Below are 14,298 nucleotides of genomic sequence, written 5' to 3'. Positions count from 1 at the left end.
CGTGTGCACCCCGCACCCTTACCAGCTGATTCGGCCTCTCATGCCCAGCCGAGAGGTCGCCGAGCAGCCGGCTGGCTGAGACAACCTCTGAGGAGACAGTGCTGTGACCGGGATCAAGACGACCGGCGAGAAGAAGTTGATGTTCTTCTCCGGCCGCGCCCACCCCGAGCTTGCCGAGGAGGTCGCCCAGCAGCTGGGTGTCGGGGTCGTCCCGACGAAGGCCTTCGACTTCGCGAACGGTGAGATCTACGTCCGTTACCAGGAGTCGGCGCGTGGTGCGGACTGCTTCCTGATCCAGAGCCACACGGCTCCGATCAACAAGTGGATCATGGAGCAGTTGATCATGATCGACGCGCTGAAGCGTGCGTCGGCTCGTTCCATCACGGTGATCGTGCCGTTCTACGGTTACGCGCGGCAGGACAAGAAGCACCGGGGTCGTGAACCGATTTCGGCGCGTCTGATCGCGGATCTGATGAAGACGGCGGGTGCCGATCGGATTCTGACCGTGGATCTGCACACGGACCAGATCCAGGGCTTCTTCGACGGTCCGGTGGACCACTTGTTCGCGCTGCCGCTGCTGGCGGACTACGTGGGTGCGAAGGTGGACCGGGAGAAGCTGACGGTGGTGTCGCCGGACGCGGGTCGTGTGCGGGTGGCGGACCGTTGGTGTGACCGGCTGGGTGCGCCGCTGGCGATCGTGCACAAGCGGCGTGACAAGGACGTCGCGAACCAGGTGACCGTGCATGAGGTCGTGGGTGAGGTCAAGGGCCGGGTCTGTGTGCTGGTCGATGACATGATCGACACGGGTGGCACGATCTGTGCGGCTGCGGATGCGCTGTTCGCGCATGGTGCGGAGGACGTGATCGTGACGGCGACGCACGGTGTGTTGTCGGGGCCGGCCGCGGATCGGCTGAAGAACTCGCGGGTGAGTGAGTTCGTGTTCACGAACACGCTGCCGACGCCTGCGGAGCTGGGCCGGGATCTGGACAAGATCAAGGTGCTGTCGATCGCTCCGACGATTGCGAGTGCGGTGCGTGAGGTGTTCGAGGATGGTTCGGTGACGAGCCTCTTCGACGAGCAGTGAGGTTTCTGCAGGCGACGCTCGGGCGTTAGCTGAAGATCCTTTTGGGTGCGGCCTCCCTTGCCGAGTAGACTGCTGCAGTTGCTCGGCGAGGGAGGCCGTCTCCGTTCTCACGGGGGCTGGTGCTCCGTTATCGACGCGCTCTTCGTAGCAGGCCGTTCGTGGCCGGGTGACCACGTCCGTTCCCAGTTCCTACGAGGAGTGATCAACATGTCCGAGGTGAAGCTCGCCGCCGAGTCCCGCACCGAGTTCGGCAAGGGTGCCGCCCGTCGCATCCGCCGCGAGAACAAGGTTCCGGGTGTCCTGTACGGCCACGGTTCCGACCCGCTGCACCTGACCCTGCCGGGCCACGAGCTGCTGCTGGCGCTGCGTACGCCGAACGTCCTGATCTCCCTGGACATCGACGGCAAGACCAACGAGCTGGCGATCCCGAAGGCCGTGCAGCGTGACCCGCTGAAGGGCTTCCTGGAGCACGTCGACCTGCTGCTGGTCAAGCGTGGCGAGAAGGTCACGGTCGAGGTTCCGGTGCACGCCGAGGGCGAGCTGGCCCCGGGCGGCAACCTGCTGGAGCACGTCCTGACCGCGCTGCCGGTCGAGGCCGAGGCCACGCACATCCCCGAGGCCGTCACGGTCTCCGTGGAGGGTCTGGAGGCCGGTGCCTCCGTCCACGCCAAGGACATCACCCTGCCGAGCGGTGTGACCCTGGCCGTGGACGAGGACGCCGTGGTGCTGCAGGTGCTGCAGGCCCAGGCCGAGGAGACCGCGGGCGAGGCCGCCGAGGGTGAGGAGGCGGCCGAGGCCTGATCCTCGCCGTCGTCGTCAACTGGTCAGCCGCCGCTCCCCTCGCCGGGAGCGGCGGCTGGCGCGTATCAAGGAGACATGGACGTGACCACTCCCGCCAGTGATCCCTGGCTCATCGTCGGGCTCGGTAATCCCGGGCCGGAGTACGCCATGAACCGCCACAACGTCGGTTTCATGGTGGCGGACCTGCTCGCGGAGCGGATCGGGGGGAAGTTCAAGCGGGCGGGCAAGGCCCAGGCGCAGGTTCTGGAGGGGCGGATCGGTCCGGTGGGGCCGGCGAACCGCCGGGTGATCCTGGCGAAGCCGATGTCGTACATGAATCTGTCGGGCGGTCCGGTGAATGCGCTGAAGGACTTCTACAAGGTTCCGGTGGCGAACATCGTGGCGGTGCACGACGAGCTGGACATCGATTACGGGACGCTGCGGCTGAAGCTGGGCGGCGGTGACAACGGGCACAACGGGCTGAAGTCGATGACGAAGGCGATGGGTCCGGCGTATCACCGGGTGCGGTTCGGGATCGGCCGGCCGCCGGGGCGGATGCAGGTGGCGGACTTCGTGCTGAAGGACTTCGGGTCGGCGGAGCGCAAGGAGCTGGACTGGTTCGTGGACCGTGCGGCGGATGCGGTGGAGTGTCTGGTGACGGAGGGGCTGGAGCGGGCGCAGGGTTCGTACAACTCCTGACTTGTCCGTTCATGGCGTTCCGGGGAGTTGACCGGCCGTAGGCGTATGGCCAATGATCCCGGCCATGCCTGCCACAGCCAGTACCGCTCGCCAGGCGTCCGTGACCGCGTTGCGGTTCGGGCGGGTCGCTGCGACGGGGGCGTTCGCCGCGCTGATTCTGTTCGCCGGGGTGTGGGGTTCCTGGGGGACCGCGCAGCACGTGATGCTGACGAAGGGACGTGAACGGGGCACGGTCCGGGTGACGGACTGTGCGGGGGACACGTGCAGTGGCCCGTTCACGCCCGCGTCGGAGGGGGTGCGGGCGGGGGCGCGTGTGGAGATCGAGCAGTCGCCGGCGGTGCGTGAGGGGGCGACGTACGACGTGGTGCTGAAGCCGGGCACGAGGGACGCGGTGCGTTCCGGTCCGGCGGGGGTCCTGTACGCGTGGGTGCCGCTGGGCGGTGCGCTGCTGCTGGCGTCGGTGGTGGTGGCGGGCGGGATGCGGCTGCTGCGGGTGGCGTGGGTGCTGGGTCTGTCGGGGGCGGGGTTGCTGACGGCGGTGTTCGTGGCCTTGCAGTGAGCGTGCTGGGTGTGGACGAGGGTGCCCCCGTGGTCGTAGGACCGCGGGGGCACCCTTGTCGTGTGGTGGCTGTCAGCCGGTGTTGCGCAGGCCCGCCGCCACGCCGTTGACGGTGAGGAGCAGGGCGCGGGAGAGGAGCGGGTCGGGCTCGGTGCCGGCCGCTGCCGCGTCGCGCTGCCGCTTGAGCAGGGCGACCTGGAGGTAGGAGATGGGGTCCAGGTAGGCGTCGCGGATGGTGAAGGTCTGCTTGAGGTCGGGCTGGACGTCGAGGAGTTCGTTCTCGCCGGTGACCTTGAGGACCTCGCGGACGGTCAGTTCGTGTTCGGCCCTGATGGTGTCGAAGACGTGCTTGAGTTCGTCGGGGACGAGGGTGTCGACGTAGTGCTGGGCGATCCGCAGGTCCGTCTTGGCGAGGGTCATCTCGACGTTGGAGATGAAGTTGCGGAAGAAGTGCCACTGCTGGTGCATCTCGTCGAGCACGGTGTCGAGGCCGGTCTCGCGCAGGGCCTTGAGGCCGGAGCCGACGCCGAACCAGCCGGGGACGATCTGCCGGGACTGGGTCCAGCCGAAGACCCAGGGGATGGCGCGCAGGCCGTCGAGCGAGACGCCTGAGCCGGGGCGGCGGGAGGGCCGCGAGCCCAGGTGCAGGTCGGCGAGCTGGTCGACCGGCGTGGAGGCGAGGAAGTAGGCCGGCAGGTCGGGGTCCTCGACGAGGCGGCGGTAGGCGTTGTGGGCGGCGTCGGAGACGACGTCCATGGCGGCGTCCCAGCGGGCGAGGGCCTCGTCGGACTGGCGGGGTGCGGTGTGCAGGGCGGAGGCCTGGAGGGTGGCCGCGACGGTGAGTTCCAGGTTCTCCCGGGCGAGGGAGGGGATGAGGTACTTGTCGGAGATGACCTCGCCCTGCTCGGTGACCTTGATCTCGCCCTCGAGGGTGCCCCAGGGCTGGGCGAGGATGGCGTCGTGGGAGGGGCCGCCGCCGCGGCCGACGGTGCCGCCGCGGCCGTGGAAGAGGCGCAGGCGTACGCCGTAGCGGTGGGCGACGTCGCGCAGGCGTCGCTGGGCGCGGTGGATCTCCCACTGGCTGGTGGTGATGCCGCCGAACTTGGAGGAGTCGGAGTAGCCGAGCATGACCTCCTGGACGTCGCCCCGGAGCGCGACGAGGCGCCGGTAGGACGGGTCGGAGAGCATGTCCTCGAGGATGGTGTCGGCGGCCTTCAGCTCGTCGGTGGTCTCCAGGAGGGGGACGATGCCGATCCTGGCCCAGCCGGCGTGCAGGTCGATGAGGCCGGCTTCGCGGGCGAGGACGGCGGCGGCGAAGACGTCGTCGGCGCCCTGGCACATGGAGATGATGTAGGACTCGATGACCTCGGGTCCGAAGACCTCCAGGGCCTTCTTGACGGTCTGGAAGACGCCGAGGGTCTTCTGTCCGGCCGCGTCGACGGGTGCGGGGGTGGGGGCGAGCGGCCTTCTGGAGCGGAGTTCCTTGGCGAGGAGCTTGGCCCGGTAGTCGCGGGGCATGTCGGCGTAGCGCCAGGATTCCTCGCCGAGCCGGTCGAAGAGCTGGCCGAGGGCGTGGTGGTGGGCGTCGGCGTGTTCGCGGACGTCCATGGTGGCGAGCTGGAGGCCGAAGGCGGCGAGGGTGCGGATGGTGCGGGCGAGGCGGCCGTCGGCGAAGAGGCCGCCGCGGTGCTCGCGCAGGGAGGTCTGGATGATCCGCAGGTCGCTCAGGAGTTCGCCGGTGCCGAGGTAGTCCCGGCCGTCCTCGTGTGCGGTGCCCCGGGCGAGGCGCTGCTTGGTGTTCTCCAGCTTCTGCCGGATGCAGGTGGCCTTGAGCCGGTAGGGCTCCTCGGCGTTGAGGCGCTTGTAGCGGGGGCTGATCTCGGGGAGCAGTTCGAGGTCGGTCCGCAGGGAGTCCAGCAGCTCTTCGGTGGCTCCGGCGTAGCGGATGGAGTTGGAGAGCAGGCCGCGCAGTTCGTCGATCGTCTCCAGGGCGTCGTTGATGCCGTGTTCGTGCTGGAGGATGAGGACGTCCCAGGTGACCTGGGGGGTGACGTTGGGGTTGCCGTCGCGGTCGCCGCCGATCCAGGTGCCGAAGGTGAGCGGGCGGGTGTCGTCGGGGAGCTTGACGCCGACGCGTTCGAGTTCGGCGGTGAGGTCCTCGAGGACGTCGCCGACGGCGTCGGCGTGGAGTTCGTCGAGGTAGTAGATGGCGTTGCGGGCCTCGTCGGCGGGCTCGGGCCGGACGACGCGCAGCTCGTCGGTCTGCCAGACGAGGTCGATGTTCTCGGCGAGGCGGATGTCGTGGCGGCGGCGGTCGGTGTCGAGGACGGGGGTGTCCAGGAGCGCGGCGATGCGCCGGAGCTTGTTCAGGACGGACCGGCGCGCGGCCTCGGTGGGGTGTGCGGTGAAGACCGGGCGCACGTTGAGGTTCTGGACGGACTGCCTGAGGTGTTCGGGGTCGGCGTCCTTGAGGCGGTCGGCGGTGCGGGCGAGGAGGCCGCCCTCGGCGGCGCGCCGGGCGCGCAGCTCACGGCCGCGGTGCACCTGCTCGGTGATGTTGGCCAGGTGGAAGTAGGTGGAGAAGGCGCGGACCAGCTTGGCCGCGGTCTCCAGTTCGGTGCCGCGCAGCAGCTCGGCGGCGGCCTCGCCGTCCTCGCGGGTGAGGCGGCGGACCTTCTCGACCAGGTCGAGTAGCTCCGGGCCCTCCTGCCGTACCAGGGTCTCGCCCAGGAGATCACCCAGCCGGCGGATGTCGGCGCGCAGCTCGCTGCTGGTCGTGGTGGTCTGGTCGTCGGCACTGCTCACAGGTGCGGCTCCTTGCAGTGTTGAAGCTCGTCTGGGAGGGAACCCGACCGGCTGCCGGCGGCGTGTGCCGCATACGGGCCGGAGGGTCCGGGAAGGAAACTTCAGCGGACCGCGCTGTCCGACCGAAACCAAGGATAGGTGGCCATGCGGACGCGCAGGGTCTGGGGCTCTTGCCGCCGCACGTCACGCTGCCATACTTACGACGCCGTAGGTTACGGAACCGTAGGGAAGTACCGTCGAGTCCCGCTCGGTCCCGGCGGCCCGGCATCGTCTCGACCCTCGACCCCACAGGGGACGCGCATGACCTCAAGTTCCGATGTGATCGAAGAAGCCCGCAAGGCCGACGACACACCTTTCCCCTCCGCCACGCTGGGTGGTGAGAAGAAGCGGTCGATCGAGCAGATCACCCTGCTGCTCTTCATCACCGTGCCGTTCCTGGCTCTGGTGGCGGCAGTGCCGCTGGCCTGGGGCTGGGGGGTGAGCTGGCTCGATGTGGGCCTGCTGGTCTTCTTCTACTACCTGGGGTGCCACGGCATCACGATCGGTTTCCACCGGTACTTCACCCATGGTTCGTTCAAGGCGAAGCGGCCGCTGAGGATCGCGTTGGCGATCATGGGGTCGCTGGCGGTCGAGGGTCCCCTGGTGCGCTGGGTGGCCGATCACCGCAAGCACCACAAGTTCTCCGACGCGGAGGGTGACCCGCACTCTCCGTGGCGGTTCGGTGAGACGGTCCCGGCGCTGATGAAGGGCCTGTGGTGGGCACACATCGGCTGGATGTTCGATGAGGAGCAGACCCCGCAGGAAAAGTACGCGCCGGATCTGATCAAGGACCCGGCGATCCGGGCGATCTCCCGCCAGTTCGTGTACTGGACGGCTCTGTCGCTGGCGCTGCCGCCGCTGATCGGCGGTCTGGTGACGATGTCCTGGTGGGGTGCGTTCACCGCGTTCTTCTGGGGGTCCCTCGTCCGGGTGGCGCTGCTGCACCATGTGACGTGGTCGATCAACTCGATCTGTCATGCGGTCGGCAAGCGGCCGTTCAAGTCGCGGGACCGTTCGGGCAACGTGTGGTGGCTGGCGGTTCTGTCCTGCGGCGAGTCCTGGCACAACCTGCACCACGCGGACCCGACGTCGGCGCGGCACGGTGTGATGCGTGGCCAGATCGACTCGTCGGCCCGTTTCATCCGCTGGTTCGAGATGCTCGGCTGGGCGTACGACGTGCGCTGGCCGTCACGCTCGCGTATCGATTCACGCCGTGACACCGGGGAAGGCGGCTCCCGGCGCCGGAAGGAGACGGCCGAGGCGGCATGATTGACGCCGTGGCGACCGATTCCAGCAGCAACTCCAACGACAAGCAGCGGCGGGCCCGCCGGACCCGTATGACCGGGGCGGAGCGTCGCCAGCAGCTGCTGGAGATCGGTCGCACCCTCTTCGCGGCCAAGGGCTTCGAGGGCACGTCGGTGGAGGAGATCGCGGCGAAGGCCGGGGTGTCCAAGCCGGTGGTGTACGAGCACTTCGGCGGCAAGGAGGGGCTGTACGCGGTGGTGGTCGACCGCGAGATGCGTCGTCTGCTGGACATGGTGACCGGTTCGCTGACGGCCGGCCATCCCCGCGAGCTGTGCGAGCAGGCTGCTTTCGCGTTGCTCGACTACATCGAGGAGTACACGGACGGTTTCCGGATCCTGGTCCGTGATTCCCCCATCCCCCAGTCCACGGGTTCGTTCGCGTCGCTGATCTCGGACATCGCCACCCAGGTGGAGGACATCCTGGGCCGCGAGTTCAAGTCCCGCGGTTTCGATCCGAAGCTGGCCCCGCTGTACGCCCAGGCCCTGGTCGGCATGGTCGCCCTGACCGGGCAGTGGTGGCTGGACGTGCGCCGTCCGAAGAAGGCGGAGGTGGCGGCGCATCTGGTGAACCTGGCGTGGCACGGGCTGGACGGGCTGGAGCCGAAGCCGCGGCTGATCGGGCACCGCAAGAGCTGACCGGGCCGCCGCTTCGCGGTGGTGGTGGCCGGCCGCGACGGCCTTCCTCACCCCGGCGGCCGGCCGCGACGGCCTTCCTCACCCCCGTGGCCGGCCGCGACGGCCTTCCTCACCCCCGTGGCCGGCCGCGACGAGTGTCCTCACGCCCCTTTCACGGCCACCGCGAACAGCCGCCGGAACGGCATGACCGTGCCGTACGGCGCGCTCGGGTAGGCCTGCCGCAGCAGGTCGCGGTACTCGGCGAGGAACGCGTCCCGTGCCTCGGGGTCGTCGGCGAGCGCGGTCAGGACGGGCCGCAGTCCGGTGCCCTTGACCCAGTCGAGGACGGGGTCCTGCCCGGGCAGGACGTGGAGGTACGTCGTCCGCCACACGTCCGGGGCGCAGCCCAGGCGGGCGAGGCGGTCCAGGTAGGCGCCGGGCTCGGACACGGAGTCGGTGCGGCGCAGGACGCCGGCGAGGCGGGTGTTCCAGCGTGGTCCGGCGGCGAGGTCGCGCATCAGGGCGTGCAGCGGGGCGTCGATGTTGTCCGGGACCTGGAAGGCGAAGGTGCCGCCGGGCCGGAGCGCGGCGATCCAGTCGGCGAAGCGGTCGGCGTGGCCCGGCACCCACTGGAGGGTGGCGTTGGAGACGATCAGGTCGTACGGCTCCGCGGGCGTCCAGACGCGGGCGTCGGCGTGGGCGAAGTCCAGCCGGCCGCCGCCGCCCGTGGGTCCTTCGTGGTCGACGTGGGCCTTGTCGAGCATCTCGGGCGAGTTGTCGTAGCCGGTGATGTGTGCGGTGGGCCAGCGCTCGGCGAGGGACGCGGTGACGTTGCCGGGGCCGCAGCCGAGGTCGGCGATGCGGGGCCGGCCGGTGGGCAGGGCGGGGACGCGGGCGAGGAGGTCGGCGAAGGGGCGGGCGCGATGGCCGGCGTGCCGGAGGTACTGGGCGGGGTCCCAGGCGGGCGTCGTCATGGCTGTCACTTTCCCCGCCCACTTCTCTCGATGTCAAGAGATTCGACAGCAAGACACTTGAGGTCAAGAGACTTCATGTCGACACAACCACTACACTGATCTCCATGGAGGACGAGGTCGATCGGCTGGTCGCAGCATGGCGCCGGGAGCGCCCGGACCTCGACGTGGAGCCGCTGGAAGTACTCAGCCGGGTGAGCCGACTCGCCCGGCACCTGGACCGCGCCCGCCGGCTCGCCTTCGCCGAGCACCAGCTGGAACCCTGGGAGTTCGACGTGCTGACCGCGCTGCGGCGTGCGGGAACGCCGTACCAGCTCTCCCCCGGCCAGCTGCTCACGCAGACCCTGGTCACCTCGGGCACGATGACCAACCGCATCGACCGGCTCGCGAAGAAGGGGCTGGTCGAGCGGCTGCCCGACCCGAGTGACCGGCGGGGCGTGCTGGTCCGGCTGACCGACGAGGGCCGCGACCGTGCCGACCAGGCTCTGGCGGGCCTGCTGGACCAGGAGCGGGCGATCCTCGCCGAGCTGTCCCGCACCCAGCGCGCGGAACTGGCCGGGCTGCTACGCCAGTTGACCGCCCCGTTCGACAACATCCCCGGCTAGGTCCACGGGACCCACCCCGGCCCGACGGGCCAGGGCCACCGCGGCGAGCGTCGAGTGCACGCCCAGCTTGCCGAGGACGTTCTGCATGTGGGTGCGCACGGTGTGCGGGGAGAGGAAGAGCCGCTCGGCGACGGCCTTGCGGCCGAGCCCCGCGACCATGCACCGCAGGACCTCCCGCTCCCTCGGGGTGAGGGACTCCACCAGCCGCTCGCTCTCGGTGCGGTGCTTGCGCGCGGCCGTCAGCTCCTTCAGCACCCCGGTGAGCAGGGCGGGCGGCAGATGGGTCTCGTCGCGCAGCACACCCCGGATCACCGTCAGCAGCCGCGACAGCGAACAGTCCTTGGCGACCCAGCCGGAGGCCCCGGCCTGCAGCGCGAGGGCCGCGCGGCGCGGATCGTCCTTCTCGGCGAGCACGACGAGCCGTACGGCGGGCTGAGCGGTCCGGACCCCGGCGACCAGCGAGATCCCGTCGACCAGGCCCTCCTCGTCGCCCTCCTGCACCGGTACGGCCGGGCGGGCGCCGGGCAGCGTGCCGCCGAGGTCGGCGTCCACCAGCACGACGTCGAAGCGGCGGCCCTCACCGGCCGCCCGCTCCAGACAGCGCAGCGCCGCCGGGCCGCTGCCGGCGGCGGCGACGTCCACGTCGGGCTCGGCGGCCAGCGCCGCGGCGAGCGACTCGGCGAAGATACGGTGGTCGTCCACGACCAGGACTCGGATGCGAACCACGTAACCCCCTTCCCCAGGCTCCGCGTGGAGCAGGGGTACCCACGGCCCGGAAAGCTCCGGATTCGGCCGGTTTGGAAAAGCCCGGAAAAGGTGCGGAGAACGACGACTCGCGCCGGGTACGACACCCGCGGACGAGGACGCGCACCGCACGGCCGCCGCCGTTGCGGAAACTGCTACCCCCACCGCGGGCGCCGTACCCGCCTGTCTCGCCCCCTGAGCGGCACCGGCCCCCACCGGTGCTGTTCCTCAGAGTACGGATGGGAGCACGCAGCGGAAGGAGATTTGCAGAACTGGCCGTCTGGCGCGTTTATCGTGAGGCGCATGTTTCGTATTGAGGCGGAAGTCGACAAAGGTCGACGTGATCTGCTCCGGTCGCGGCTGCGGGACAGCAACACGACGGCGTCCCCGATCCTCGCCGCCCTGCGCGGCACACCCGACGAACGCGAGTCCCCTCTGCACGTGTGGGCCCTGGACGCCGCCGGCGATCTCGCCGGCGGCCTGGTCGGCCACACCTGGACGGCCTGGCTCCACGTCACCTACCTGTGGGTCGACACCGTCCACCGCGGCACGGGCCTCGGCTCCCGCCTCCTCGCCGAGGCCGAGCGCATCGCCGCCACCGACCGCGCCTGCACCTCGGCCCGCCTGGAGACCTGGGACTTCCAGGCCCCCGGCTTCTACAGGAAGCACGGCTACGAGGTGGTCTGCGTGATCCCCGACTATCCGCCGGGGATCACGGAGTACACGCTGACCAAGCGCCTGCGCTGACGCACCGGAGGGGTGCGGTGCCGTGGTGCGGCCGGTGAAGAGGTGTCAGGCCAGGCGGCGGGCCCCCGCCGAGGGCACCGCCTCGAAGATGCGGGGAGGGGTGAAGGCCGCCGCGGCGAAGGCCTCCTCGGTCGCCTTGGTGAGGGTGTCGACGTCCGTCGCCTCCGCCAGGACGATCGCCGAGCCGCCGAAGCCGCCGCCGGTCATGCGGGCGCCCAGGGCGCCGGTGGCGAGGGCGGTGTCGACGACCAGGTCCAGCTCCGGGCACGAGATGCGGAAGTCGTCACGGAGGGAGGCGTGGCCCTCGGTGAGGACGGGCCCGATGGCGCGGGTCTCGCCGGCGCGGAGCAGGCCGACGACGCGTTCGACCCGGTGGTCCTCCGTCACCACGTGACGGACCAGGCGGACGACCTCCTCCTCGTCGCCCAGCCCGGCGAGCGCCGCGTCCAGGCCGTCGTAGGGGATGTCCCGCAGGGCGTCGACGCCGAGCAGCGCCGCGCCCTTCTCGCAGCCGGCCCGGCGCTTGCCGTACTCGCCGCCGCTGTGGGCGTGCTTGACCTGCGTGTCCACGACCAGCAGGCGCAGCCCCTCGGCGGCCAGGTCGAAGGGGATCTGCTGCTGGGAGAGGTCACGGGTGTCCAGGAAGAGGGCGTGGCCCTCCTGGCAGCACGCCGACGCCGTCTGGTCCATGATGCCGGTCGGGGCGCCGACGTAGACGTTCTCGGCGCGCTGGCAGAGCCGGGCCAGCCGCCAGCGCTGCAGACCGAGGCCGTACAGGTCGTTGAGGGCCAGCGCGATCACGACCTCCAGGGCGGCCGAGGAGGACAGGCCCGCGCCCGTCGGGACCGTGGCGGAGAGGTGGACGTCGGCGCCGGTGACCCCGTGGCCCGCCTCGCGCAGGGCCCAGACCACGCCCGCCGGGTACGCCGTCCAGTCGGTGTCGGTCTGCGGGGCGAGGCCGTCCAGGCGCAGTTCCACCGGTTCCCCGTCGACGTCCGCGGAGTGCAGCCGCAGGATGCCGTCGGTGCGGCGGGAGACGGCCGCCGTCGTCCGGTGCGGCAGGGCGAACGGCATGACGAAGCCGTCGTTGTAGTCGGTGTGCTCGCCGATGAGGTTGACCCGGCCGGGTGCCGCCCAGACGCCCTCCGGCGCGGCCCCGTACAGCTCGGCGAAGCGCTCCGCGACCTGCTGTGCCCCCACTAGTGCTCCTTTGCGATGCTCTGCGTGAACTCCCACGCGTCCGTGACGATGCCCGCGAGGTCCGCGCGGGTCGGGTTCCAGCCCAGCTTCTCGCGGGCGGTGTCCGCGGAGGCGACCAGGACCGCGGGGTCGCCGCCCCGGCGCGGGGCGACCACCTCGGGGATCGGGTGGCCGGTGACCTCACGGGCGGTCTCGATGACCTGGCGGACGGAGAAGCCGTTGCCGTTGCCGAGGTTGCAGATCAGGTGCTCGCCCGGCCGCGCGGCCGTCAGGGCCAGCAGGTGGGCCTCGGCCAGGTCGGCGACGTGGATGTAGTCGCGCACGCAGGTGCCGTCGTGCGTCGGGTAGTCGTCGCCGAAGACGGAGATCGCCTCGCGGCGGCCCTGGGCGACCTGCAGCACGAGGGGGATCAGGTGTGACTCGGGGTCGTGGCGCTCGCCGTACGCACCGTAGGCACCGGCGACGTTGAAGTAGCGCAGGGACACCGCGGCCAGGCCGTGGGCGTTCGCCTCGCTGGTGATCATGTGGTCGACGGCCAGCTTGGAGGCGCCGTAGGGGTTGGTCGGCCGGGTCGGGGCGGTCTCCAGGATCGGGACCTGCTCCGGTTCGCCGTAGGTGGCCGCCGTGGAGGAGAAGACCAGCTTGCGCACGCCGGCCTCGCGCATCGCGCCGAGCAGGGCCATGCTGCCGGCGACGTTGTTGTCCCAGTACTTCTCCGGCTTCACCACCGACTCGCCGACCTGCGAGGACGCGGCGAAGTGCAGCACGCCGTCGTAGGAGGAGTCCAGCCACTTGGCGGCGTCGCGGATGTCGCCCTCGACGAACGCGGCGCCGACGGGGACGCCCGCGCGGAAGCCGGTGGAGAGGTTGTCGAGGACGGTGACCTCGTGGCCGGCCTCCAGCAGGTGCTGCGCCACGACACTGCCGACGTATCCCGCGCCACCCGTCACCAGGTACTTCATGAACTCGCTACCTCTCGCAGTCGCTCGGCCGCGCGCTCCGGCGGCACGTCGTTGATGAACACGTTCATGCCGGACTCGGAACCCGCGAGAAACTTCAGCTTGCCGGAAGTGCGGCGGATGGTGAAAAGCTCGAGGTGGAGCGCGAAGTCGTCGCGCGTGACCCCGTCGAAGTCCTCCAGTGCGCCGAACGGGGCCTGGTGCCAGCCCGCGATGTACGGCGTCGGCGGCTCACCCACGGAGTGGGTCCCTCCGTCCCGCACCGGTCCTAGCCTTCCGTCCCGCACAGGCCCTCTCCCTCCGTCCGTCGCGTCGAAGATCCGGTCGAAGCGCTTCAAGAGTTCCAGATAGACCTGGGGGAATTCTGTGCGCGCAGCCTCGTCGAGCGCGAGCAGATCGGGGACGCGACGCTTGGGGTACAGGTGGACCTCGTAGGGCCAGTGCGCCGCGTGGGGCACGAAGGCCGCCCAGTGTTCACCCTCAAGGACGACCCGCTCTGCGGCGAGTTCCCGCTCCAGGACGGCGTCGAAAAGGTTCTGTCCGCCGGTCGCCTCCTTGTGGGCGGCGAGCGAGCGGAGCATCAGCGCGGTGCGGGGCGTGGTGAAGGGGTAGGCGTAGATCTGTCCGTGCGGGTGGCCGAGGGTCACGCCGATCTCCGGACCACGGTTCTCGAAACAGAACACCTGCTCGACGGAGGGCAGATGCGACAGCTCCGACGTACGGTCCGTCCACGCGTCCAGCACGAGTCGCGCCTGCTCGACGGTCAGGTCCGCGAAGGAGGCGTCGTGCTCGGAGGTGAAGCAGACGACCTCGCAGCGCCCGGAGTCGCCGGCCAGCGAGGGGAAGCGGTTCTCGAAGACGACGACATCGTACGAGGAGTCCGGGATCTCGCTGAGCCGGTCGCCGCGCGTGGGGCACAGAGGGCACTCGTCGGCCGGCGGGTGGTAGGTGCGGCCCTGGCGGTGGGAGGCGACGGCGACCGCGTCGCCGAGCAACGGGTCGTGGCGGATCTCGGACGTGGTGACCGTACGGTCCAGCGGGCGGCGGTCGACCGCGTCGCGCACGGTGTCGTCCCGGAGGTCGTAGTAGATCAGCTCACGACCGTCGGCCAGCCGGGTCGAGGTCTTCTTCACGCCGGACTCCTCTACGTCCCGCACCCAATCACTCAACACAACCAAACATAACAA

Annotated in this window: 14 protein-coding genes; 8 read left to right on the top strand and 6 right to left on the bottom strand. The window is 70.3% G+C overall.

Annotated elements, in window-relative coordinates; all coding sequences use genetic code 11:
* Nucleotides 1-103 precede the first annotated feature (103 nt).
* The 4 genes from JK359_RS08895 to JK359_RS08880 all read left to right on the top strand — a co-directional run bounded on the left by JK359_RS08895 (nucleotide 104) and on the right by JK359_RS08880 (nucleotide 3,122).
* Nucleotides 104-1,084, top strand: a complete 981-nt coding sequence (locus JK359_RS08895) for a ribose-phosphate diphosphokinase (protein WP_201820965.1) — start codon at nucleotides 104-106, stop codon at nucleotides 1,082-1,084.
* Between the two features lie 207 nt (nucleotides 1,085-1,291).
* Nucleotides 1,292-1,885, top strand: a complete 594-nt coding sequence (locus tag JK359_RS08890; protein ID WP_201833679.1) for a 50S ribosomal protein L25/general stress protein Ctc — start codon at nucleotides 1,292-1,294, stop codon at nucleotides 1,883-1,885.
* Between the two features lie 75 nt (nucleotides 1,886-1,960).
* Entirely contained in the window at nucleotides 1,961-2,563 is a 603-nt protein-coding gene (gene pth, locus JK359_RS08885) for an aminoacyl-tRNA hydrolase (RefSeq protein ID WP_201833677.1), read from the top strand.
* A 52-nt stretch (nucleotides 2,564-2,615) separates the two neighbouring features.
* Entirely contained in the window at nucleotides 2,616-3,122 is a 507-nt protein-coding gene (locus JK359_RS08880) for a hypothetical protein (protein WP_201833675.1), read from the top strand.
* Nucleotides 3,123-3,194: 72 nt separating this feature from the next.
* Here the strand turns inward: JK359_RS08880 and ppc are convergent, their stop codons facing one another.
* On the bottom strand, nucleotides 3,195-5,927 hold the full coding sequence (gene ppc / locus JK359_RS08875; protein WP_201833673.1) for a phosphoenolpyruvate carboxylase: 2,733 nt from the start codon (nucleotides 5,925-5,927) through the stop codon (nucleotides 3,195-3,197).
* A 300-nt stretch (nucleotides 5,928-6,227) separates the two neighbouring features.
* On the opposite strand from ppc, the gene JK359_RS08870 reads away from it, so the two are divergent.
* On the top strand, nucleotides 6,228-7,235 hold the full coding sequence (locus tag JK359_RS08870; protein ID WP_201833671.1) for an acyl-CoA desaturase: 1,008 nt from the start codon (nucleotides 6,228-6,230) through the stop codon (nucleotides 7,233-7,235).
* The gene (locus JK359_RS08865; protein ID WP_201833669.1) at nucleotides 7,232-7,906 is read left to right on the top strand and encodes a TetR/AcrR family transcriptional regulator; all 675 of its coding nucleotides are present in this window, start codon (nucleotides 7,232-7,234) and stop codon (nucleotides 7,904-7,906) included. Before JK359_RS08870 ends, JK359_RS08865 begins: the two co-directional genes overlap by 4 nt.
* 140 nt (nucleotides 7,907-8,046) lie before the next feature.
* Here the strand turns inward: JK359_RS08865 and JK359_RS08860 are convergent, their stop codons facing one another.
* Entirely contained in the window at nucleotides 8,047-8,859 is an 813-nt protein-coding gene (locus JK359_RS08860) for a trans-aconitate 2-methyltransferase (RefSeq protein ID WP_201833667.1), read from the bottom strand.
* 104 nt (nucleotides 8,860-8,963) lie between these two features.
* Here JK359_RS08860 and tamR point away from each other — a divergent pair, with 104 nt between their 5' ends.
* On the top strand, nucleotides 8,964-9,461 hold the full coding sequence (tamR, locus tag JK359_RS08855; RefSeq protein ID WP_201833665.1) for a MarR family transcriptional regulator TamR: 498 nt from the start codon (nucleotides 8,964-8,966) through the stop codon (nucleotides 9,459-9,461).
* Here tamR and JK359_RS08850 read toward each other — a convergent pair.
* On the bottom strand, nucleotides 9,420-10,187 hold the full coding sequence (locus JK359_RS08850; RefSeq protein ID WP_201833663.1) for a LuxR C-terminal-related transcriptional regulator: 768 nt from the start codon (nucleotides 10,185-10,187) through the stop codon (nucleotides 9,420-9,422). The two genes, tamR and JK359_RS08850, sit on opposite strands and share 42 nt — an antisense overlap.
* 321 nt (nucleotides 10,188-10,508) lie before the next feature.
* Between JK359_RS08850 and JK359_RS08845 the strand changes: the two genes are divergently transcribed.
* Nucleotides 10,509-10,952 (top strand): GNAT family N-acetyltransferase, encoded by a 444-nt coding sequence (locus tag JK359_RS08845; protein ID WP_201833661.1) that lies wholly within the window; start codon nucleotides 10,509-10,511, stop codon nucleotides 10,950-10,952.
* A 45-nt stretch (nucleotides 10,953-10,997) separates the two neighbouring features.
* Here the strand turns inward: JK359_RS08845 and galK are convergent, their stop codons facing one another.
* From galK to JK359_RS08830, 3 genes are read right to left on the bottom strand one after another with little or no spacing between them, the layout of a single operon-like run.
* Nucleotides 10,998-12,152: a galactokinase gene (galK, locus tag JK359_RS08840; RefSeq protein WP_201833659.1), complete on the bottom strand. Its 1,155-nt coding sequence runs from the start codon at nucleotides 12,150-12,152 to the stop codon at nucleotides 10,998-11,000.
* A complete protein-coding gene (gene galE / locus JK359_RS08835; RefSeq protein ID WP_201833657.1) occupies nucleotides 12,152-13,114 on the bottom strand; it encodes a UDP-glucose 4-epimerase GalE in 963 nt (320 codons plus the stop codon). The genes galK and galE overlap by 1 nt, the downstream gene beginning before the upstream one ends.
* Nucleotides 13,111-14,244 (bottom strand): galactose-1-phosphate uridylyltransferase, encoded by a 1,134-nt coding sequence (locus tag JK359_RS08830; protein WP_201833656.1) that lies wholly within the window; start codon nucleotides 14,242-14,244, stop codon nucleotides 13,111-13,113. The genes galE and JK359_RS08830 overlap by 4 nt, the downstream gene beginning before the upstream one ends.
* Between the last annotated feature and the right edge of the window lie 54 nt (nucleotides 14,245-14,298).

The organism is Streptomyces actinomycinicus, from assembly GCF_016741775.1.
Taxonomy (GTDB): Bacteria; Actinomycetota; Actinomycetes; order Streptomycetales; family Streptomycetaceae; genus Streptomyces; species Streptomyces actinomycinicus.
Note: the sequence above shows the minus strand (reverse complement) of the source record. Positions and strands in the feature narration are given on the sequence as shown.